The sequence below is a fragment of the Acidobacteriota bacterium genome (assembly GCA_020853395.1).
GTDB lineage: Bacteria > Acidobacteriota > Vicinamibacteria > Vicinamibacterales > SCN-69-37 > JADYYY01.
This window is the reverse complement of the sequence record JADYYY010000019.1, coordinates 207,861-227,848: the sequence shown is the minus strand read 5'-3', so window position 1 is coordinate 227,848 and position 19,988 is coordinate 207,861. Positions and strand designations below refer to the sequence as shown.

The 19,988-nt window shown below is 71.9% G+C and carries 22 protein-coding genes; 5 read left to right on the top strand and 17 right to left on the bottom strand.

Annotated elements, in window-relative coordinates:
• Positions 1–5: 5 nt before the first annotated feature.
• Positions 6–1,835 carry a peptide ABC transporter substrate-binding protein gene (locus tag IT184_17560; protein ID MCC7010621.1) on the bottom strand — a complete coding sequence of 610 codons (1,830 nt, stop codon included), beginning with the start codon at positions 1,833–1,835 and terminating at the stop codon, positions 6–8.
• A gap of 68 nt (positions 1,836–1,903) precedes the next feature.
• Between IT184_17560 and IT184_17555 the strand changes: the two genes are divergently transcribed.
• Positions 1,904–3,001 carry a GGDEF domain-containing protein gene (locus IT184_17555; protein MCC7010620.1) on the top strand — a complete coding sequence of 366 codons (1,098 nt, stop codon included), beginning with the start codon at positions 1,904–1,906 and terminating at the stop codon, positions 2,999–3,001.
• Positions 3,002–3,058: 57 nt separating this feature from the next.
• On the opposite strand, the gene IT184_17550 is transcribed toward IT184_17555, so the two are convergent.
• The 11 genes from IT184_17550 to IT184_17500 all read right to left on the bottom strand — a co-directional run bounded on the left by IT184_17550 (position 3,059) and on the right by IT184_17500 (position 12,848).
• Positions 3,059–3,928, bottom strand: a complete 870-nt coding sequence (locus IT184_17550) for an OmpA family protein (protein MCC7010619.1) — start codon at positions 3,926–3,928, stop codon at positions 3,059–3,061.
• Positions 3,929–3,930: 2 nt separating this feature from the next.
• A complete protein-coding gene (gene motA, locus IT184_17545) occupies positions 3,931–4,809 on the bottom strand; it encodes a flagellar motor stator protein MotA (protein ID MCC7010618.1) in 879 nt (292 codons plus the stop codon).
• A 106-nt stretch (positions 4,810–4,915) separates the two neighbouring features.
• On the bottom strand, positions 4,916–6,160 hold the full coding sequence (locus tag IT184_17540) for a polysaccharide biosynthesis protein (protein MCC7010617.1): 1,245 nt from the start codon (positions 6,158–6,160) through the stop codon (positions 4,916–4,918).
• Positions 6,157–6,825, bottom strand: a complete 669-nt coding sequence (locus tag IT184_17535) for an OmpA family protein (GenBank protein MCC7010616.1) — start codon at positions 6,823–6,825, stop codon at positions 6,157–6,159. Before IT184_17535 ends, IT184_17540 begins: the two co-directional genes overlap by 4 nt.
• Entirely contained in the window at positions 6,822–7,601 is a 780-nt protein-coding gene (locus tag IT184_17530) for a MotA/TolQ/ExbB proton channel family protein (protein MCC7010615.1), read from the bottom strand. Before IT184_17530 ends, IT184_17535 begins: the two co-directional genes overlap by 4 nt.
• 1 nt (position 7,602) lies before the next feature.
• Complete coding sequence (locus IT184_17525; protein ID MCC7010614.1) at positions 7,603–8,316, bottom strand: acylneuraminate cytidylyltransferase; 714 nt, start codon at positions 8,314–8,316, stop codon at positions 7,603–7,605.
• A complete protein-coding gene (locus IT184_17520) occupies positions 8,316–9,317 on the bottom strand; it encodes an ATP-grasp domain-containing protein (GenBank protein MCC7010613.1) in 1,002 nt (333 codons plus the stop codon). Before IT184_17520 ends, IT184_17525 begins: the two co-directional genes overlap by 1 nt.
• The gene (locus IT184_17515) at positions 9,307–10,386 is read right to left on the bottom strand and encodes an N-acetylneuraminate synthase family protein (protein ID MCC7010612.1); all 1,080 of its coding nucleotides are present in this window, start codon (positions 10,384–10,386) and stop codon (positions 9,307–9,309) included. Before IT184_17515 ends, IT184_17520 begins: the two co-directional genes overlap by 11 nt.
• Positions 10,376–11,065: an HAD family hydrolase gene (locus IT184_17510; GenBank protein MCC7010611.1), complete on the bottom strand. Its 690-nt coding sequence runs from the start codon at positions 11,063–11,065 to the stop codon at positions 10,376–10,378. Before IT184_17510 ends, IT184_17515 begins: the two co-directional genes overlap by 11 nt.
• Positions 11,055–12,065, bottom strand: a complete 1,011-nt coding sequence (locus IT184_17505) for a hypothetical protein (protein ID MCC7010610.1) — start codon at positions 12,063–12,065, stop codon at positions 11,055–11,057. Before IT184_17505 ends, IT184_17510 begins: the two co-directional genes overlap by 11 nt.
• Positions 12,066–12,257: 192 nt before the next feature.
• Complete coding sequence (locus IT184_17500) at positions 12,258–12,848, bottom strand: hypothetical protein (protein MCC7010609.1); 591 nt, start codon at positions 12,846–12,848, stop codon at positions 12,258–12,260.
• Between the two features lie 161 nt (positions 12,849–13,009).
• On the opposite strand from IT184_17500, the gene IT184_17495 reads away from it, so the two are divergent.
• The 4 genes from IT184_17495 to IT184_17480 all read left to right on the top strand — a co-directional run bounded on the left by IT184_17495 (position 13,010) and on the right by IT184_17480 (position 16,188).
• Positions 13,010–13,810, top strand: coding sequence for a flagellin FliC (locus tag IT184_17495; protein ID MCC7010608.1), 801 nt, complete (start codon positions 13,010–13,012; stop codon positions 13,808–13,810).
• A 136-nt stretch (positions 13,811–13,946) separates the two neighbouring features.
• The gene (fliD, locus tag IT184_17490) at positions 13,947–15,308 is read left to right on the top strand and encodes a flagellar filament capping protein FliD (GenBank protein ID MCC7010607.1); all 1,362 of its coding nucleotides are present in this window, start codon (positions 13,947–13,949) and stop codon (positions 15,306–15,308) included.
• 2 nt (positions 15,309–15,310) lie between these two features.
• Positions 15,311–15,718, top strand: a complete 408-nt coding sequence (gene fliS / locus IT184_17485) for a flagellar export chaperone FliS (GenBank protein MCC7010606.1) — start codon at positions 15,311–15,313, stop codon at positions 15,716–15,718.
• Positions 15,715–16,188 (top strand): hypothetical protein, encoded by a 474-nt coding sequence (locus tag IT184_17480; GenBank protein MCC7010605.1) that lies wholly within the window; start codon positions 15,715–15,717, stop codon positions 16,186–16,188. Before fliS ends, IT184_17480 begins: the two co-directional genes overlap by 4 nt.
• Here the strand turns inward: IT184_17480 and IT184_17475 are convergent.
• Genes IT184_17475 through flgK form a run of 5 tightly spaced genes read right to left on the bottom strand, consistent with a single transcriptional unit; the run spans position 16,128 to position 19,988 of the window.
• On the bottom strand, positions 16,128–17,075 hold the full coding sequence (locus IT184_17475; GenBank protein ID MCC7010604.1) for a GNAT family N-acetyltransferase: 948 nt from the start codon (positions 17,073–17,075) through the stop codon (positions 16,128–16,130). The genes IT184_17480 and IT184_17475 overlap by 61 nt on opposite strands.
• Positions 17,072–17,335 (bottom strand): carbon storage regulator CsrA, encoded by a 264-nt coding sequence (csrA, locus tag IT184_17470; GenBank protein ID MCC7010603.1) that lies wholly within the window; start codon positions 17,333–17,335, stop codon positions 17,072–17,074. The genes IT184_17475 and csrA overlap by 4 nt, the downstream gene beginning before the upstream one ends.
• 3 nt (positions 17,336–17,338) lie before the next feature.
• Positions 17,339–17,734, bottom strand: coding sequence for a flagellar assembly protein FliW (locus tag IT184_17465; protein ID MCC7010602.1), 396 nt, complete (start codon positions 17,732–17,734; stop codon positions 17,339–17,341).
• The gene (locus IT184_17460; protein ID MCC7010601.1) at positions 17,731–18,618 is read right to left on the bottom strand and encodes a hypothetical protein; all 888 of its coding nucleotides are present in this window, start codon (positions 18,616–18,618) and stop codon (positions 17,731–17,733) included. The genes IT184_17465 and IT184_17460 overlap by 4 nt, the downstream gene beginning before the upstream one ends.
• Positions 18,618–19,988: a flagellar hook-associated protein FlgK gene (gene flgK, locus IT184_17455; GenBank protein ID MCC7010600.1), complete on the bottom strand. Its 1,371-nt coding sequence runs from the start codon at positions 19,986–19,988 to the stop codon at positions 18,618–18,620. Before flgK ends, IT184_17460 begins: the two co-directional genes overlap by 1 nt.

Below are 19,988 nucleotides of genomic sequence, written 5' to 3'. Positions count from 1 at the left end.
AGGCGTCAGGGCACGATCGTGACGGGATCGTCCCACTTCGAGGCGTCGTGCTCGATGTAGACGAACTTCCAGGCGTGCAGCGTCTGCGGGTTCGCGAACATGCCCTTCACGTACGGCTTCTTCATCCAGTTCGTGGCGGGCGTCGTGAGCGGGATCACCGGCTGCACGTCGAGCAGCCGCTTCTCGGCCTCGGCGAGCTGACGGTAGCGCTCGTGCGGGTCGGGCTCGCCGTTGGCACGGACCAGCATCGCGGCATAGCGCGGATCGAACCAGCCCGTGCCGTTGTCGCCGCCGACCGTGCTGAAGAGCGCGAGAAACGTGTAGGGGTCCATGTAGTCGCCCACCCAGCCCGCGCGGGACACGCCTTCGTACTCGAGCGCCGCCCGCGTCGACAGGAACGTCTTCCACTCCATGTTCTTGATCGGCACCGTCAGTCCCAGGTTCTGCTTCCACTGCGCCTGGACGAACTCCGCGGTCTGGCGGTTGCTCTCCGACGTGTTGTACGTCAGCTCGACCTCGCCGATCGGGAACCGGGACGAATCGTACTCGCCCGACGGCGTGCGATAGCCGGCCTCGGCGAGCAGCCGCCGCGCACGCTCCGGGTCGAACGGGTCGCCCTCCGGCGCAGGATAGCCGGGGAAGATCGCGGCAGGCACGAACCCGGTCAGCGGCTTGGCCGTGCGCCGATACGCCGCGAGCGCGGCCTTGTCGATCGCCATGTTGAGCGCTTTCCGGACGCGGACGTCGTTCATGGGCGGCCGCGTCGTGTTGAACATGTAGTACTCGATCGTGACCTCGGGCTCGTCCATGTAGTCCTTCTTGCCGCGCAGGCTGTCGATCCACGCGGCCGGCGGCACGTGGTTGTAGACGGCGTCCACCTCCCCCGCCTTGTACAAGTTCATCATCGTCGTCGCATCCTCGAGCGGATAGAACGTGATGCGATCGAGCCTGACGCGGCCGGCATCCCAGTAGCGCGGGTTCCGCACGAGGATGATGCGGTCGTACGGCTTCCAGGTGTCGAGCGTGAACGCGCCGCTCGTCACGATGTGCTCGGGACGCGTCCAGGCGTCGCCGAATCGCTCGACGGCCTCGCGAGGCACGGGACGGAAGAACTGGTGCGCGACGAGCCCGGCGAGAAACGGAATCGCCCGGGCGAGCCGGAAGCGCAGGGTGCGCGCGTCGACGGCTTCGACGCCGATGTCCTCGGCCGTGACCGGCACGAGCTCCTGGCCCACCGCCGCCGCGAGCGCGGGCGCCTTCAGCGCGTCGGCTCTGGCGCGCTCGTCGCCCGGCAGCACCAGCCGGTGCGTCGGGCTGGCCGGATCGGCGAGGAACGCACCGGTCCGGCGGTCGCGCACGAACAGGCCGCCCTCGTTGTACGCCTGCGCGTACTCGATGTCGTACGCCATGTAGGCCGCGCGCGCGGCGAGCCCAGGCGACAGCCCGCGACGCAGGCTGTAGACGAAGTCCTCCGCGGTGATCGGACGGCCATTGGACCATTGCAGCCCGTCGCGCAGATGGAAGACGAACTCGGTGTTGCTGTGGAGGCTCTCCCATCGCTCCGCCATCGACGGGATCGGCTCCGACGTTTCCGGATGCGCCTCGGTCAGCCCGTCGAACAAGCCATACTGGATCCGAGCTTCAGGCTGACCGGTGCTGATGTGCGGATCCAGCGACTCTGGCTCGGATCCCGAGATGTAGCGGAGCACCTGCCCGTCTGGTGGCCGGACCTCGCCGAAGTACGGTGAGGTCGACGATGCGACGGCACACCCCGCCGATGCGAGCAGCGCGATCGCGGCGAGCCGCGTCCACGAAGAGCGAAATGCGTGCCTCACGAGCAGGTTCCTTCAGTTGATGGCCGGCGAACGGTAAAGACGCGCGTGGCGAAGCCGATATCCGGTCCGTGGGTGCCCTCGTAGAGCTCGATCTGCGCAAGCCAGTCGACAGTTCCGACAGCGGCGTATCGGTTTGGAAATCGCTCGCCCAGAACGTGCTCAGGCTCGTCATCGACGGCACGGTCGTGTCCGACAACAAGGACACGGCCGCGCTGCGCAGCGAGCTCGCGGCGTTCCGGGAGACGTTCTCGCGACACCTTCACCCCCAGGAGGAACGCGCCGCCGCCGCCGAGTGCGTGAAGACCTGCGAGCGGTACCTCCACTCGCTGGATCACGACCGGAAGACGCGGGAATCAGAGCTCATGGACATGGTGGCCATCCTCCGGGAAGCCGCCGCCCGGATGCTCGGGGACTCGTCCGATTTTAATTCCAGGCTGGAATCGAGCGCCGACCGGTTCCGCATGATGACGCGGCTCGAGGACATCCGCGACCTCAAGAGCCAGCTCACCTTCGAGGTGGACGCCCTCAACCGTCTCGTCGAGGAGAAGAAGCAGCGCGACACCGAAACCCTGACGAACCTGTCGAAGCGCGTCGTCGTGCTGGAAGCGGACCTCATGAAAGCCGAGGCCGAGGCGTCGACCGACGCGCTGACGCGGCTCGCCAATCGCGGCGCGTTCGATCGCACGCTGGCCGAGCTAGTGGAGCGCTGCCACAAGGACGAGACGCCGCTCGCGCTCGCCATGGTCGACGTGGATCACTTCAAGCAGATCAACGATACGCACGGACATCCGATCGGCGATCGGGTGCTGTTCTGCACGGCCGACTGGCTGCGCAACAGCGTGCGCAGCAGCGACTTCGTCGCCCGCTACGGCGGCGAGGAGTTCGCCGTCATCCTCAAGGGCGCCGATCTGCGGCAGGCCGAGACGCGGCTGACCCAGGTCCTGCGGGAGATCGCGTCCAGAAGCTACGAGTACGAGGTCGACGGCGACGCGCGCTCGGTGCGGTTCACCGTCAGTTGCGGCGTCACGCAGCTCACCGCCAACGACTCGGCCGCCGTGCTGATCCAGCGCGCCGATCAGGCCCTCTACGAGGCCAAGCAGAAGGGGCGCAACCGCGTCGTCGCCCGCAAACCGTCCCGGTTCGCGCGGCTCCTGTCGATGAAGTAGGTCCGACCGCCGGGCGGGCCACGCCCCGCTCGCGCCTCCCCCCTGACCGATCCGCGATCACCGCCCTGCGGACGCAGGCGGATCGAAGACCGTCCGCTCCTTGACGGGCGGCGGGGCCGGCGTCTGTCCTTCGCGCACGGCGGTCTCGAGCGCGGCCGCGACCTGGCTGCGGACGACGATCGAGACCCGGCGGTTGCGCGCGTCGAGCGGCTGGTCCTTGAACCGAAGGTCCGTGTCGGCGAAGCCGCGCACGGCCTTGGTCTGGCCGGCGTGGAGCCCCTGCGTTTCCATGACCCGTCTCGCCGCGTTCGCGCGATCGGCCGACAGTTCCCAGTTGCCGTACTTCTCGCCGCGCGTGTAGGGCGCGCTGTCGGTATGCCCTTCGATCACCACGTCGTTCGGCAGCCCGCCGATCTCGTGCGCGATGATCGAGAGGATCCTGACGCTCTCCCCGCGGAGCACCGCGCTCCCGCTGTCGAAGAAGCTGGATCCGTTGCGTTCGACGAGCTCGATGCGCAGCCCTTCGGCCGTGACCGACAGCTCGATCTGCTCGCGCAGCGCGGTGAACTCCCCCGTGCCCAGCACGGTGCGGATGTGCTCGGCGGCCGACGTCAGCGCGGCCTGCTCGGCCTCCACCGTGCCGGACGGCATCCGCTGGAGCACGCCGGCGCCCTGCGCGTCGATGCCGCCGCGGCCGCTCTCCATGATGCCGTTCGACTGCTCGTGCGGCAGCAGCCCGGGCTGCTGGAAGTACCCGGCGACGGCCGACCGGATCCGGCTGTCCTGCGCGGCCAGCCACATGACGAGGAAGAACGCCATCATCGCCGTGACGAAGTCGGCGTAGGCGACCTTCCACGCGCCGCCATGATGTTTGTGCGCGGCCTTCTTGCGGCGAACGACGATGATGGGCTGCGCGGCGGCTTTCATGGCTAGGCGGCCGCCGCGTGCGCATCGGAGGAGCGGGCCTCGCGGCACAACTGCTCGGTCTCCTCGAACGTCGGCCGCACTTCGTCCGGCACGACCCGCCGCGCGAACTCCACGGCGATGGCCGGCGCGAAGCCCTTGTGCGTGGCCAGCAGCGCCGCCTTGATCGCCTGCTCCATGTGCAGCTCCTCTTTGACGCGATGCTCGAGGTTCGCGGCGAGCGGCTGCACGAAGCCGTACGACAGGAGGATGCCGAGGAACGTGCCGACCAGCGCGGCGCCGACCTTGTGTCCGATCTCGGTGACCGGCCCGTCGATCGCCTGCATCGTGATGACGACGCCCAGCACGGCCGCGACGATGCCGAGGCCGGGCAGCGCGTCGCCGACCTTCGTCAGCGTGTCGGCCGGCAGCAGTTGCTCGTGCTGCCGCAGCTCGAGATCCTCGTACATCAGGCTCTCGAAGTCGTGCGGCGAGATGCCGCCCACGATGATGACGCGCGCCGAGTCGGAGAGGAACGACACCGCGCTCTTGCGGGCCAGGAACTTCGGGTACTTCGAGAAGACCGAGCTCTCGGCGGGGTTGTCGAGATGCGGCTCGAGCGCCATCACCCCGGTGGACTGCGCCACCCGGAAGAGCTGGTAGAGCATGACGAGCAGATCCGCGTACTCCTTGCGCGTGGGCGGCGCCGTGAGCATCCGCTTGAGCTGATGGCTGAGCTCGTGGAGCACCGCCATCGGCGTGCCGATCACGAGCACGCCCAGCGCGGCGCCGCCGATGATGACGAACTCGGCCGGCTGGTTGAGCAGGTGCAGCGACCCGCCCTCCCACAAGTAGCCGCCTGCGACGCCAGCGATGACAACGAGGAACCCGACTGGGACCAGCATGGTGGTCCGGACGGGTCACACGACGCCCGGACAGTCAGAGAATCGGCCATTTCAGGAGCCGCTTGAGCGACAGGGCGCCCGATCCTGCGGCGTGCCCGCGTGGGATCTACGCGGCCCTCGAGCCTCGAGGCCGCTGGAGCTTGTGACCACGGAAGCCATGGACACGGCCGCCCTCGACGTCCGGCGGCACCACGGCGGAGAACCCACGGCGCTTCGTCTTACCGCGGCCCGACGCGCCCGCGTGAGACGACGCGATGCCGGCGGCGCGCGCCTGCACGCTCGGCTCGAAGCCTGGCAGCACGGCGGCGATCACCTCGAGGACGTCGCGATCGCTCGCGCGCGCGGCCGCTCGCGCGAGCCGCGTGACGACGCCGGCGATCGCGCGGGCATGCCCCGTGTCGCGCGCCGCCAGGATCCGGCGATCGATCGTCCGATGGAACGTCAGGCCGGGATCGGCCAGCGTTTCGTTCCGTTTCTCACCTGGACGCAAGCCGATGATCTCGATCCCGGCCGGCGTGTGACCCGAACGGCGCTCGAGCGCGATCAGCCGATCGGCCAGGTCGCCGAGCCGCACGGGCGCACCCATGTCGAGCCAGAAGATCTCCGGCGCGCGCGCCAGCAGGTCCGCGCGGATCACGAGCGAGACGGCCTCGTCGGCGGACATGAAGTAGCGGGTCGCGTCCGGATCGGTCAGCCGCAGCGGCTCGCCGCGGCGGATCGCCTGCCGCATGAGCGGCACCACGCTGCCGCTGCTGCCGATGACGTTGCCGAACCGGACGACGATCGGCCGGAACCGCGCCGTGGCACGGGCCAAGGTCGCCATCTCGGCCAGGCGCTTCGTGGCGCCCATCACGCTCCGAGGATCCGCGGCCTTGTCCGACGAGATCAGCACGAACCGCGCGCCGACCGCCGCCGCGGCCTCGGCCACGGCGATCGATCCGAGCACGTTCACCCGCGCCGCCACCGCCGGCGACCGCTCGGCCATCGTCACGTGCTTGTACGCCGCGGCGTGGTACACCACGTCCGGCCGGCACTCGCGGCACGCGCGGCGCATGGTGGCGGCGTGCGTCACGTCGCCGAGACAGGCGACGAGCGGCACGCCGGGCCAGCGCGCGAGCAGCTCGCGCTCCAGCATGAAGAGGCCGAGCTCGTGGTGGTCGACGATCATGAGCCGGCGCGGCGCGCACGCGGCGACCTCGCGCGCCAGCTCCGACCCGATCGATCCGGCCGCGCCGGTGACGGCGATGCGCTGCCCGGCAATCGCCGCGCGCAGGTCGGCATCGAGGCGAGCCCGCGCCGGCCGGCCGAGCAGCTCCGTGAGCTCGGCGGGCGTGAACGTCGTGTCCATCATCGCGTGGCCTCGTCTGGCCCCCTGCCGACGTCGAGCACGACGACGTCGACCCGGCGGTTGCGCGCACGGGCCTGCGGCGAATCGTTGGGCGTGCGCGGGCGGAACTCGGCATAGCCGGCGGCCGACAGGCGGCTCGGCTCGAGCCCGACGTCCTCGACGAGGAACCGGAGCACGTGCGTGGCGCGCGCCGTGGACAGCTCCCAGTTCGATCGGAACAGCCCGTTCTGCACCGGGTCGTCGTCGGTGTGCCCTTCCACGCGCACGCCGTTCGGGACGCGGCGGAGCGCCTCGCCGACGATCCGCATCACGCGGCGGGCCGCCGGCGTGAGCTCGGCACGGCCGGGCGGAAACGATCCGGCCTCCACGAGCGACAGCACCACGCCGCCGTCGCGCGCGGCGACCTCGAGCCTGGTGTCGCCGACCGCGCCGGCCGCGACGGCCTGCAGCTCGCGCTCGAGCGGCGACGTCGCCGGCGGCGGTGCCGGCGCGGCCTCGAACGGCAGGTGCACGTCCGGCCGCGCGTTCGCGGGGTGCACGGCCTCGGCCGCGTACAGGCTCGCGAAGCAGGCGAAGAGCAGCGTGACGACGTCGGCGTATCCGAACAGCCAGCGATCGTTCGACGCCCGCAGCGCGCGCGGCGCACGCGAGACCGTGTGCCGGTTCATGCGGCCCCCGCGAGCCGCTGCTCGCGCTGCCGCAGGTAGCCCGACAGCCGTTCCTCGACGGCCGTCGGCGACGCGCCATCGCTCAGCGCGAGCACGCCGTCGATCACGAGGTCGCGCCGCAGGGCCTCGATGCGCGCGCGGCTGCGCACGCGGGTGGCCAGCGGCAGGAAGATCAGGTTCGCCGCGCCCACGCCGTAGATCGTCGCGACGAACGCCGCCGCGATGCCGCTGCCCACGCTGTCGGACGAGAACTGCTGCATCACGCGCATCAGCCCCAGCACCGCGCCGACGATGCCGAGCGTTGGCGCGTAGCCCGCGGCCGCCTCGAGGACGGTCGCCCCCTCTTCTTCACGTTCGGCGCACACGCGGGCTTCCAGGACGAGCGCCTCGCGGACGAGCGCCACCGGCAGCCCGCTCGCCAGCAGCCCCAACGCGCGCGACAGGAATCCGTCTTCGGCGCGCGCGGCGTCGTGCTCGATGGCCATCAGCCCGTGCCGGCGCGCTTTGCGCGCGTAACCGATGAACGCCGGCACGAGCGTCTCGATGGGCGTCGGCCGGCTGGTCATCAGATCGCCGGTCGCCCGCACCGCCATGCCGAGCGCGGCGGCCGGAAAGCTGACGAGCAACGCAGCGCAGGTGCCGCCGAACACGACGGCCGATGCTTCCGGCTGCAGGAACGTGCCGAGCGATCCGCCGAGCGACACGTGCGCCCACAACACGACGCCCACGCCGAGCGCCAGCCCGGCGACGCTCAGCCCCATGGTCCCCCGTCGCATCTCATGCCCCCCGTCGAAGCAGGTGCCGGCCGGCCGCCTGCACGAGCAGCGCGTCGGCCGCACGGATCACCGCGGCGAGCGGCGGCGTTCGGCGGCCCCCACCGAGCGCCTCGTGCACGCGCCTGGCGAACGCGAGATCGTCCTCGGTGTCCACGGTCAGGCGCAGGCCAGGCCGGCGCAGCGTCCGCGGCGCCATGGCCCGCAATGCATGGAAGCGGGAATCGCGGCGGATCAGGGACGTCACGTGCTCCCGGTCATAGGCCTCGGTCGCGAGCGCGCCGGCCCGTTCGAGCGCCTCCGCGCTGACCACCTCGACCGCGGCCCCGACCGGCAGCCCGAACTCGACGACGTGGTCCGCGTGGATCCGCTCGGCCAGCGCGAGCGTGCGGCCCGCGCTCTCGCCGTCGACGAATGGATTGTCGGCCGTGGCCCGCACGACGGTCGTGAGACCGAACGCCCGAGCCGCGCCGAGGTATCGCGACAGCACGTCCACCGGATGTCCCCGAAACACCCCGGCGTCGAGCGCCGCCGCCTCGTCCGCGATGACGTCGTCTTCGGCGAGATCCGTCGTGGCGACGATCAACGGCAGCCGCGCGGCGCCGAGCCGGACGATCGCGTGCTCGAGCAGCGTCCGCGTGCCGATCGTCATCAACGACTTGCCCGGCAGCCGCCGGGATCCCATGCGCGCCTGGATCACGATGGCCGTCTGCGACATCAGGCCACCTCCGCGATCGGGCGCGCACCGCTCGAGAACGCGATGCGATCGGCCGCGACGAACACGGACGACTCGTAGTTCGTCATCCAGAGGTCGGCGCGATACCGGCCGATCGCCGGGCGCACGTGGCGGCCGCGCACGAGCTCGACGAGCGTGCGCGGGAAGTCGGCGCCGGCCTCGATCGTCAGCGGGATCCCGCCGGAGAACCGCGCGTTCACCTCGAAGACGACCGGCTGGCCCGAGACCATGCGGCACTGCAGGTTGACGGCGCCGCGGAACGACAGCGCCTCGGCGCAGCGCAGCCCCAGGTGCAGCAACGCCGCGTCGTCGACCGTGCGGCCCCGATCGACGACGCCGGCCCGGATCACGACGCGTTCGCGCGGCACGATCGAGAGCGGCTGTCCGTCGAAGTCGCAGAGGACGTCGATCGTGAACTCCGGCCCGTCGAGGTAGGTCTGCACGACGGGATCCGGCACGTAGCCGAGGAAGAACTCGAGCTCGCGCGCCGTGCGCACGGGATACGCGGCCACGCCGCCGCGGCCGGTCCGCGGCTTGATGAAGAGCGGAAAGGAGAGCGCCGGTGGCAGCTCGCCCGGCAGGTACGTCGACGCCGCGGCAATGCCGTGCGCCGCCAGCACGCGGCACGTGGCCAGCTTGTCGTTGCAGATGCGCGTCGTCTCCGGCGTCGACACGGCGACCTCGACGCCGGCCGCGCGGAACCGTCCCGCGGCTTCCGCGAAGATCGTCAGCTCGTCGTCGATCGTCGGCACGATCAGGCGGATCTGCTCGAGCCGGCAGATCGCGTCGATGGCGTCGAGATACGCCGGGTCGGTGGAGAGCGGCACGGGATACGCGCGGTCCGCGAGGTACACGGTCGGCGACAGCGCGTTCACGTCCGAGACGACGACTCGGCCGCCCCCGGTGGCGCTGACCGCACGCTGAAAGGCGCGGACGAGCGGCACTCGCCGCGATCCGGCCGTGATGAGCACGTTAAGCGACACGGCTGTTCTCCATGAGCGCGTGGCGCTCGAAGTGGGCGGCGACGATGGGCGTGCCGCGCGGCACGGGCCGCGCGAGCGACAGGCCGCACAGCGCGAGCAGCAGTGCGGGGGCATAGCCGGTCGCCGGCCGAAGCGCGACGAGGTCGTCGGGCGTCAGCACGGTGCCGGCCGGGAGATCGCGCGCGGCGCAGAGCGACCGCCGGCTCGCGACGAGGTTGGGCGCCTCCGCCGGGAGGCAGGTCTTCCGTCCGTCGCCGCGGGCGGCCCAGGCACGGCGGCCGTCGGCGATCGCCCGCTCGAGCGCGGCCGGCGTGCTCGACACCGCCGCGTCGGCGGCCTCGTCGTCGCCCTCGAGGACGAGGTGCCGCTCGTAGAGCGATGCCCCGAGCGCCACCGCCAGCGGATACGAGAACGCGTCGCGGCCGTGATCCGACAGGCCGACCGGCACGGCGCACGCGTCGGCCAGCGTCTCGATCGCGCGCAGGTTCTCGCTGCCGGCCGGTACTGGGTACGCCGAGACGCAGTGCAGGAGCGCGACGTCGCGGGCGCCGGCCAGGTGCGCGACGTCGAGCGCCCGCTGCACTTCGCCGAGCGAGGCCATCCCGGTCGACATCACGAGCGGCTTGCCGGTGGCGGCGCAACGCGCGATGAGCTGGTCCCACGTGAGGTCGCCGCTCGCGATCTTGTACGCGTCGACGCCGACGCGTTCGAGCAGGTCGACGGCGCGCTCGGAGAACGGCGACGACATCACCGCCAGCCCGTGCGCTCGCGCGCGCGCGGCGACGGACCGGTGCGCCGCTTCGTCCAGCTCGTAGCGTTCGAAGAACGCGACCATCGAGGCGGCGCCGACGTGCGCGGGGGCGGGACACGCCGGCCCCACGAGATCTCGCGCGACGATGGTCTGCAGCTTGACGGCGTGTGCGCCGGCAGCCGCGGCTGCATCGACGAGCGCGAGGGCCCGCTCGAGCGATCCGCCGTGGTTGATGCCGATCTCGGCGATCACGAACGGCGGCATGTCGGACGCCACCCGGCGTCCTGCGATGGCGATGGCTGGAGAGTTATGCGGCATGGGCACGTCTCGCTCCGAGGACCTGTGCGGCGGCGCCGGGAATCTGCGGCCAACGGCCGACCGTGGCGTGGGCCGCGCTGCGCGCGCTCGAGGCGCGCCAGCGCGTGAAATGGATCGCGCCGAGCCCGGCGGCCAGCGCGCCGCGGACGTCGCACGTCTCGTCGTCACCCACGAAGACGGCGCCGCGCGCGGCGACGTCGAGCTGGCGGAGGATCTCGGCGAACGCGCCGGGATCGGGCTTGCCCGGCCCGTGCTCGGTCGCGAAGACGATGCCGTCCACGCGCGAGCGCAAGCCGAGCGCGTCGACTTTCCGCGCCTGCACCTCGGGCCATCCGTTCGTGAGCACGCCGAGGCGCCAGCCGGACGAGCGGAGCGCCGCCAGCGTGGCGGCGACGTGGGCCGGAAGCGTCAGGCGGGGCCGATGACCTCTGAAGATGGCGAGCAGCGCCGGCAGGCGGCTGAGCTCCAGCCCGTACGCGCAGAGGCACGCCTGCAGCTCCGCGCCGCGGTCGCCCTGGCGCGACGCCCGCATCAGCGTGGCGAAGACGTCGCGGACGTCGAGCTGCGCTGCCGTCGCGAGATGGCGCGCCACGGCGGCGAACCCGCTCCGCACGAAGCGGCGATACGGGTAGACCGTGTCGTCGAGATCGAAGACGAGCGCCCGCGGCTCACGCGGCATGACGTCCTCGTCGTCCGGCGTGCCGGTGACGGAGCGCCGTGATGTGCTGCACGACGCGCGCGACGCCGCGGCCGTCCACGACCTGCTGCGCCGCGGTGGCGAGCGCTGCGGCGCGCGCGGGCGCTGCCAGGAGCGCGGCGACCTCCCCGGCGAGACGGGCCGGCGCGCCGGCGTCGAGCCGGCCGCCGTCGATGGCCGCGCCGCGGGCCGCGGCGCGCCGCGTCGTGACGTGCTGCGCTTCGTTCAGCGCGAGCGTGACGGCCGGCGTGCCGAGGGCCATCGCCTCGAAGAGCGTCATGCCGCCGGCGACGATCACGACCGACGCGACGGCGAGCGATCGCCGCAGCGTGTGCGCCTCGATCCACCGGCAGCCGGCCGGGAGCGCCGGCAGCGTGCCGCCCGTGAACCCCGGCGCGAGATCGACGTGCACGTACGGCGCGGCGCTTCGAAGCCGCTCGGCGATCGCCACGCCGGTGCTGCGGACGTAGGCACCGCCGCCGAGCGCGACGAGCACGCGGTGCGGGTGCCTCACGAGCGGATGGCGCCGCAGGTCGGCGATGACGGGATCGAGGATCGCGAAGGAGGGGCCGCGCAGCTCGGTGCCGTCGGCGCGCGGCGTCACGAACGTGCCGTCGACGGTGAGATCCGCGCCGCCGCCGCTCGCGCCCAGATCGCGGACGGAGACGACCGCGACGCCCTCGGCGCGGGCCCGGCGAACCCAGGCCTCGACCTCGGCGGTGGAGGGATCGTCGACGATGAGCAGGTCGAGCCCGTGGGGACCGAGCCCTCGCAGCACCGACGAGAACGGCCGGAAGACCTGCCAGCCGATCGCGCGCGCATCGCGGCGGGTCGAAGCCGATCCGCGAAGGATCACGCGCGGGCGCACGCGCAGGGCGCCTGCCAGCACGCCGCAGCGCGCCAGGTGCCCGAACCCCAGGCGAGGGCCAGCGGCCGCCGCGAACAGCACCTGAGTCGACGACAAGAGGCGCGCGCTACGCATCGAGCACCTCGCGCGCCGTGCTGATCATGTTGTTCGGCTGGAGGTCTGCGGGCACTGCCGATCGCAGCCGCGCGCGGCGCCGCGCGTTTGCGACGCGACGAGCGCACCGCTGCGGGTATGTCTCGCTGGCGATCGCGTCCGCGATAACGAACGAAGAGACGAAGGACACGGCGGGCGACCAGGCCGTCGCGTTCATGCGGCCCACCCGCCAGGATCCGGATCGCACTGTGGATCCAGGAATGCTTCGAACACGGCACGCCATGCGCGCAGCGCGGGCAGAAGGGCGCGCTCCAGCACGTCGGCGAGCGCGGTCCAGTCGTCGGTGGCCTGGCGTGCGATCAGCTCGTGCACGGCTCGCCGCGTGAGCTCGCCGGCCGCATAGCCCTCGGACTCGTTCAAGAGATCGAAGTCGTCGCCGCGCGCGTCCGCGGCGGTCGTGGCGAGCGCCACCAGCGCCTGAACGCCGTGGATCAGCTCCAGCAGGCCCGTGCGCGCACTCGCGGCATGGCGCCACCGCAAGTCGTGCGCGACGTCGCGCCCGCGCCGCTCCAGGACGGCCAGCGCCTCGAGGCCGGCCACGGCGGTCTCGTAGAACACGGGATCGCTGGCGAGCCGAGGGGTGGACGACAGGCCGGCCGGCGAACCGACACGGCGCGTCCGGTGAGCCGTCACCGCCGGGACGGTGGCGGCGAGCTGACGCGGCGGGAACGCGATCGGAACTGCACGGCGTTGCGCAGGGCCGCGCTTGCGATCGCGGGACGGGACGAACAGCGCGAGCGACATCGCTCCTCCTTGACCGGGACGAAGGGCGAAAACGCTGCCAGCCGCGGCGCACGCTCAAGAAACGTGTCGGGCCCCCGATTACTGGGCTGCGTCCTGGCCCTGGATTCGGCCAGGCCGGCCGGCAAGGACGCCGGTGTGAACCCTTCAGGGAGGACAGTGACATGGCTTCGTTTTCAGTGGTTTCGAACGTCTCGGCGATCAACGCCCAGGCGAACCTGAGCACGACGAACATCGGTCTGCAGAAGGCGCTCGAGCGCCTCTCGAGCGGCTATCGCATCAACCGATCGGGCGACGACGCGGCCGGCCTGGTCGTGGCGAACGCGTACCGGTCGGAGCAGGCGGTGTTGCAGCAGGGCATCCGCAACGCGGGCGACGGCCTCTCGAACCTGCAGATCAAGGACGGCGCGCTCAACAACATCTCCACGCTGCTCGATCGTCTCTCCACGCTGGCCACCCAGTCGGCGTCGGGATCCTCGTCGGTGGACCGCACGGTCCTCGACGCGGAGTTCCAGGACGTCATCGCGGAAATCGACCGCGAGGCGGCCGTGGCCGGGCTCGACACGAGCCAGGGCTTCTCGGTGTTCGTGAGCAACAGCGGTGGCGACGGCGTGATCGGCGGCACCATCGCGGCCGCGAACGCGTCCGCGCTCGGGATCGGGAGCCTGGCGGTCGACACCGCGGCCAACGCGGCGACGGCCGTCGCGACGATCGCCAGCGCCGTGTCGAGCCTCGGGTCCGCCCAGGCGACCGTCGGCACGATCCAGAACCGGCTGCAGTTCGCCATCTCGCTGGCGCAGTCGCAGATCGTCAACAACAAGGCCGCCGAGAGCCGGATCCGCGATGCCAACATCGCGGAGGAGTCGGCCAACATGACGCGCTACAGCATCCTGACGCAGGCCGGCATCGCCGCCCTCGCGCAGGCGAACTCGCAGAGTGGCGCGGTGCTCTCGTTGCTCCGATAAGCACCAGTACGACCGGTGCGATAGGCACGACAGGTCCCGAGTGGACGTCGTCCTTCACTGAACTGCACATGCCGGCGGCGGGCCCTCGGGGCCTGCCGCCGTTCTTCTGCACACCGGCGGAGGAAAGGAACGGCGCGTGAGCTCACCGATCACCTTCAGCGGCTTCAACAACATCGACTTCAACCTCGTGTTGAACGCGCTGATGCAGCAGGCCAGCCAGCCGCTGACGGCGCTGCAGGACCGGCAGAAGGCGCTCCGCTCGCAGGTCTCGAGCTTCGAGACGCTCGACGCGAACGTCTCGACCCTGCAGTCGGCCGCGAGCTCGCTGAGCAGCCTCTCCTCGATTTCGACCCTGGCCGGCCTCTCGTCGGACGCCGCGGTCTCGGCCACGGTGACCGGCGGCGCGACGCCGGGCCAATACAGCATCGTCGTGCACGAGCTGGCGCGGGCGCAGGTGACGGCCTCCGCCACGGCCGCGCCGGATGCCGGCACGACCATCGTGGCGTCCGGCGGCACGCTGACGATTGGCGGCGTCGACGTGGCGATCGCCGGCGACGTCACGCTCTCGCAGCTCGCGCAGGCGATCAACGGCACGGCCGACATCCCCGTGACGGCCGCCGTGATTCGGACCGGCCCCAACGCCTATCGGCTGACGCTCACGAGCAACCTGACGGGCGCGGCGAACGGGTTCACGATCACCAACGCGCTCACGGGCGGCACGGGCCTCACGTTCGGCGACGCCGACCAGGACGGCGTGTCGGGCGATTCGCCGGCGGACAACGCGGTCGGCGCCAGCGACGCGGCCATCACGATCAACAACATCGAGGTCACGAGCACCTCGAACAGCTTCGAGGAGCTCCTGCCCGGCGTCACGGTCACGGTCTCGAAGAAGGATCCGGCCACGACCGTCGACCTGACGATCGCGCCGGACAGCGACGCGCTCGCCTCGCGGCTCGACAACTTCGTGTCTGGATTCAACACCGTCATCAAGTTCCTCGAGACCCAGCGCGTCTCGGCCGGCCAGGGCGACGCGGGCAGCATCGGCCGCGATCCGCTGTCGCGCCAGCTCCGGAACACGCTCCGCGCCGCCGTGACGGGCGCGTACGGCAGCGGCACGTTCACGCGGCTCGCCGAGGTCGGCGTGGAGTTCACGACGAACGGCACGCTCCAGTTGAACCGGTCGCGGTTCCAGGAGGCGTTCGATCAGGATCCCGACGCGGTGCGCTCGCTGTTCGCCGGCAGCGGCGGCGCGTTCCAGGCCGTGCAGTCGGCGCTCGACGACTACTCGGCGACGACGGGGCTGATCTCCGGCATGAAGGATCGGCTCACGCGCCAGATCACGGCGATGGACGACCAGATCGCCGCGCTCCAGTCGCGGCTCGCCCTTCAACGCGCGAGCCTGCAGCAGCAGTTCACGGAAGCCGACGCGGCCATGTCGCGGCTGAGCAGCCAGTCCGGATCGCTCGCCAGCCTCTCCTCGTCGCTCGGAGGACTCTGATCGTGGCCGTGACGACCACGCCCGTCGATCAGGCGGCGCAGCGCTACCTCGCGACGCACGTGCGGTCGCGCACGCCGCTCGAGCTGACCGCCATGCTCTACGACGCCGCGGTCCGCCACGCCGCGGTCGCCGCGGAGGCGGCCGCGCGCCGCGACATCGCCGCGCGCCGGAACGCCGTGTCGCGAACGCTGGCGATCATCGACGAGCTGCAGGGCACGCTGAACCTCGAGGCGGGCGGCGCCATCGCGGCCGAGCTGGATCGTCTCTATTCCTGGATGACCCTGCGGCTCACCGACGCCACCGTGCGGCAGGAAGCGGCGCCCATCGCCGAAGTGCACCGCGTGCTCGAGATCCTGCGCGACGGCTGGCGTCAGATCGCCGCAGGGCCGGCGCCGCGGGGCGAGGCGTGACGGCCGACGAGCTGGCCCGGCTGCTGCAGGAGTATCGCGCCGGCATCGAGGCCGAACTGACGCTGCTCCGCGAGCTCGCGACGATCGCGCAGGATCAGCAGACCGTCTCGCGCGCCGGCAACTTCCCCGCGTTCTCGGAGGCCGCCGACGCGCGGGATCGCATCATGCGCAGCCTGGTGACGATCGAAACGCACCTGCGCAACGTGCGGCAGGTGCTGGTCGACGCCCGCGACGTGGCCAAGACGCTCGCCGGCTACGACGAGGTCGCGGAGCGGCATCGCGAGGCGACGCAGCTCGTCGAGGCCATCCTCGCGACCGATCAGCAGTCGATGGCCGACCTGGCCAATGCCGAGCTGGCACGCCGGAGCGCGGTGGCGGGGCTCGATCGCGGCGAGACCACGCTCGCCGCCTACCGGCGCGTGCTGGCGCCGCCCATCGGCAGCGCCAAGCTGGTCGACAAGCTGGGCTGACGCGTCGCGACGACGAACGACGCGCGGTCGCGAAACCCACGCGCTTCGTACAGCCGCGCCGCGGGAACGTTCGACGCGGCGACGAGCAGCGTGAGGGCGTGCGCGCCGGCCGCCGCGCCGCGGCGCTCGACCGCGCCGACGAGCGCGCGCCCGATTCCGCGGCCTTGCGCGACCGGATCGACGGCGAGCTGCGCGATGTGGATCGTGCCGGGCCCGAGGCGCGTGACCAGCACGGCCGCGTCGAGCTCGCCGTCCTCTCGGGCCACGACGTCGCTGAGGTCTCGCGCGAACCGGCCGCAACCGTCGGTCGTCACGAGCCCGTGAACGTACTCGTCCCACGATTCGGGCGTGTCCTCCATCGCGAACGCCCTCACGCCGGGCGCGGCGCGATAGGCTCGCGCGCACAAACGCGCCATCGGCCCGGTGCCGGCGATCCATCGGCCCGCCGCAGGCGCGGGCCCGCCGGCATCCGCGAGCGGTTTCATCAGGTACCGATAGCGCTCCACGCGGTAGCCGCGCGACGCGAGCACCGGGGCGAGCGCCGGCGTCGAGTCGCGGACGGAGAAGACGATGCGCGCGGCGCCGGCCAGGCCGGCCGCGACGGCGATCGCGTCGACGAGCAGCGTCGCGGCCTCGCGCTCCGCTGCCGACAACGCGAAGACGTGCCACGCCCGCGCCACCATCGTGCAGGCAGCCCACGCCACCGGCCGGCCATGGCGATCGCGCACGACGAAGCCCGGCAACTGGCCCGCGCGGCGCGCCGGCTCGATCACGCGCCAGGACTCGCGGACGTCCCAGCTCAGCTCGGCGAGCCACGCCGCGATCTCGGCATCGACGAGCGCACGGGCTTCGGTGACCGTGCAGTTCGTCCAGTCATGGCATGTCACGGATCGCCGCTCCCGGCGGATGACCAGGGCGGCAGACCGGCGCGGAGCCTGGCGATGAGCTCGCTCGCCGCGCTCGCATCCGACGCTGCCGCCGCGTTCGCCGCCCGGATCTGATCGTAGACCTCGCGGCGGTGCACCTGCACGTCACGCGGCGCGGCGATGCCGAGCCGCACGCCGTCGCGGCCGACCCGCAGAACCGTCACCTCGATGCCGTCGCCGATGATGATCGCTTCGCCGCGCTTCCGTGTGACGACGAGCACCGGTCACATCCCCGGCAGCGGATGGTCGAGCCGGTAGGGGCTGTCGGCCGGCAGCACCTGCAGCCCCTGCATCGACGCCGGGTTGATCACGAGCGGCGCCTTCAGGTTGACCGTCGCGTGTCCGCCAGCGGTCGCGGTGACGAGGGCGAGCCAGAGCAGCGTCTGGCCCGGCTCGGCGGCGAGCCGATCGCGATCGTCGTCTTCGAGGTCCGTGCGGTAGCCCGGATCGACGAGACGCGGATCGATCGCGACGAAGGCCGGCGCGGCCTCGCCCTCGCCCTGGATCAGCGTGAACGGCGAGAAGGCCGGCGCGGTGACGATGACGAAGTGCCGGCTGTGCTCGAATCCGGGCAGGCCGTTCGGGAACGTGACCGTCCGCTCGGCGCCGGCTGCGATCATCGCAGGTAGTCCAGCAGCGACTGGCGCTCGGCGGTGCTGACGGCCCCGAGCGCCGCGCGATACGCGGCATCCGCCTGGGTGAGCCGGGTCACCGCCGCCGCCATGTCGGCGTCCTCGAGCTTGGACCGCCGCGTCTCGCCCGCGAGGCGCAGCGCGGCGAGCCGCGTGGTCGCCTCGTCGAGGCCGCGCTCGTCGCCGCCGAGCCGTCCCTGCGCGTCGAGCGCGCGGTCGAACGCGCGATCCAGCGCCGACAGCGCCGTGCCCATCGCCGCATCGTCGCCGGCCGCGATCGCCGCCTCGAGATCGTCGAGCGCGGTGAAGAGATCGGTGCCGTCGGTGCCCTTCGCGATCCGGCCACCGTCGAACGTCGTCGAGACCAGATGGCCGCGTTCGATCTCGATCTGCGTGGTGTCAGTGGTGCCCTGGTAGGTCCAGACGCCGGCGACCTGCGCGTAGGCCGGCGCGTCGGTGGCGGTTCCGGAGAAGAGATAGGTGCCGTTGAACGTCGTGTTGAAGTCGCCGACGAGCGACTCGCGCAGGCTGCGCACCGTCTGCGCCGCCGCATCGCGGACCGCCGGCTTGACGCCCGAGCCGCGGGCGCTCGTGCCGGAGACGATCGCCGCCGTGATCTTGTCGACGACTCCCGCGAGCACGTTGTCGGCGGCGGCGAGCCGGGCGGACGCCGCGTCGCGCGAGCGCGTGTACGCGTCGATGCCCGCGATGCCGGCGCGCTCGCGGATGGCCAGCTCGGCGGCGAGCGGGTCGTCGCCGGCCGACGCGAGCCGGCGGCCGGTCGCGACCTGCTGGCGCGCCTGCGTCAACTGCTCGGCCGCGGCGTTGATGGCCGAGAGCCCGTCTCGAACGATGTCGTAGATGACGCGCATCAGGGCACCATGTTCAGCAGCACGTCGAGCGTGTCGACGATGGCCGTGAAGTAGCGCGCGTTGGCCTGGTAGGCGCGCTGGAAGCGGATCAGGTTGGCCGCCTCCTCGTCGAGCGACACGCCCGAGGCCTGATCGCGAATCCGCTCCAACTGGGTCCGCAGATCGTCGTGCCGATCGACGGCGGTGCGCTGCGCCGAGACGCTGGCGCCGATGCGGTAAACGAAGTTCGCCCAGCCGCCCGCCGGCGTGGCGGTATCGCCGAGCGTGACGTTCGCGTCGCGCAGGCCCGCAATCGCCCGCGCGATTTGGTTGTCGCCCGCCATGCCGGTGCCGGACGCGCCGACGAGCGCCTGGTCGGCCGCGAGCGTCGAGTCCACCACGATCGACGCAGCCGCGCCGGCCACGCCCGCCAGCGGCGAGAAGAACGCGCCCGCCGCGGCGCCGGTCGCATCGTAGCCGGTCTGGTGGATCGCGTTCACCTCCGACGCGATGTCGTACGCGAGCTGATCGAGACGCGAGGCGTATTCGGGGATGACCGTGTCACGGAGCTGGAGCAGCCCGCCGAGGGTGCCGGACGGAAGCTCCGCCGTGATGTCGAAGCCACCCGACACGATGTTGCTGTACCCAGCAGCGCCTCCCGGCACCGCGGTCAGCGCATACGCCGTGACGCCGATGACGAGCGGACGTCCGGCGCCGACCACGAGATCGACGTTGCCGTTGGACGTGCGCACGAGCGACACGCCGGCGAGCTCGCTCAGCCGCGACACCGCCACGTCGCGCCGGTCGCGCAGCGTCTCGACGTCGCTGCCGTTGGCGAGGATGGCTTCGTTCAGCTCGGCCACTTCCGCCGCCAGCCTGTTGACCTCGTCGATCCCGGAGACGACGGCGGCGTCGGCGTTGGCCGCGGCCGCGTCGATTCGCGCCGACAGCGCCTGGAAATCGCGCGCGAGCGTCTGCCCCTGCAGGATCACGCCCTGGCGCGCGGTGGCCGACGTGGGATCGTCGGCGAGCGTCGCGAAGCTGTCGAAGAACGCGGCCAGGCTGGCGTCGAGCGATTCGCCCGGCAGGCCCACCGCCGTTTCGATCTCCTCGAGCCCCTGCAGCATCGCGGCGTCGTACCCGCTGCCCTGCAGCTCGCTCCACAGACGCCGCGCCACGAACTGATCGCGGGCGGCGAGGATTCCCGTGACCGACACGCCGTTGCCGCCGCTGAGCGCGTCGGTCGGCGCGTTCTCCCCGAGCGCCACCGTCCGCCGCGTGTAGCCGGGCGTGTTGACGTTGGCGATGTTCTGGCCGGTGACGTCGAGGCCGAGCTGCGCCGCCGCGAGCGAGCGGGAGGCCAAACCGAGGCTGGCGAAGAGACCGGACAT

Bases quoted from the DNA above. Each gene is read 5' to 3' on its own strand.
- IT184_17525 (MCC7010614.1), bottom strand. From the start codon at position 8,316: ATGTCGCAGACGGCCATCGTGATCCAGGCGCGCATGGGATCCCGGCGG.
- IT184_17540 (MCC7010617.1), bottom strand. From the start codon at position 6,160: ATGATGGACACGACGTTCACGCCCGCCGAGCTCACGGAGCTGCTCGGC.
- IT184_17500 (MCC7010609.1), bottom strand. From the start codon at position 12,848: ATGTCGCTCGCGCTGTTCGTCCCGTCCCGCGATCGCAAGCGCGGCCCT.
- motA (MCC7010618.1), bottom strand. From the start codon at position 4,809: ATGCTGGTCCCAGTCGGGTTCCTCGTTGTCATCGCTGGCGTCGCAGGC.
- flgK (MCC7010600.1), bottom strand. From the start codon at position 19,988: ATGTCCGGTCTCTTCGCCAGCCTCGGTTTGGCCTCCCGCTCGCTCGCG.
- IT184_17550 (MCC7010619.1), bottom strand. From the start codon at position 3,928: ATGAAAGCCGCCGCGCAGCCCATCATCGTCGTTCGCCGCAAGAAGGCC.
- IT184_17535 (MCC7010616.1), bottom strand. From the start codon at position 6,825: ATGAACCGGCACACGGTCTCGCGTGCGCCGCGCGCGCTGCGGGCGTCG.
- IT184_17510 (MCC7010611.1), bottom strand. From the start codon at position 11,065: ATGCCGCGTGAGCCGCGGGCGCTCGTCTTCGATCTCGACGACACGGTC.
- IT184_17495 (MCC7010608.1), top strand. From the start codon at position 13,010: ATGGCTTCGTTTTCAGTGGTTTCGAACGTCTCGGCGATCAACGCCCAG.
- IT184_17530 (MCC7010615.1), bottom strand. From the start codon at position 7,601: ATGCGACGGGGGACCATGGGGCTGAGCGTCGCCGGGCTGGCGCTCGGC.
- IT184_17505 (MCC7010610.1), bottom strand. From the start codon at position 12,065: ATGCGTAGCGCGCGCCTCTTGTCGTCGACTCAGGTGCTGTTCGCGGCG.
- IT184_17460 (MCC7010601.1), bottom strand. From the start codon at position 18,618: ATGCGCGTCATCTACGACATCGTTCGAGACGGGCTCTCGGCCATCAAC.
- IT184_17465 (MCC7010602.1), bottom strand. From the start codon at position 17,734: ATGATCGCAGCCGGCGCCGAGCGGACGGTCACGTTCCCGAACGGCCTG.
- IT184_17515 (MCC7010612.1), bottom strand. From the start codon at position 10,386: ATGCCGCATAACTCTCCAGCCATCGCCATCGCAGGACGCCGGGTGGCG.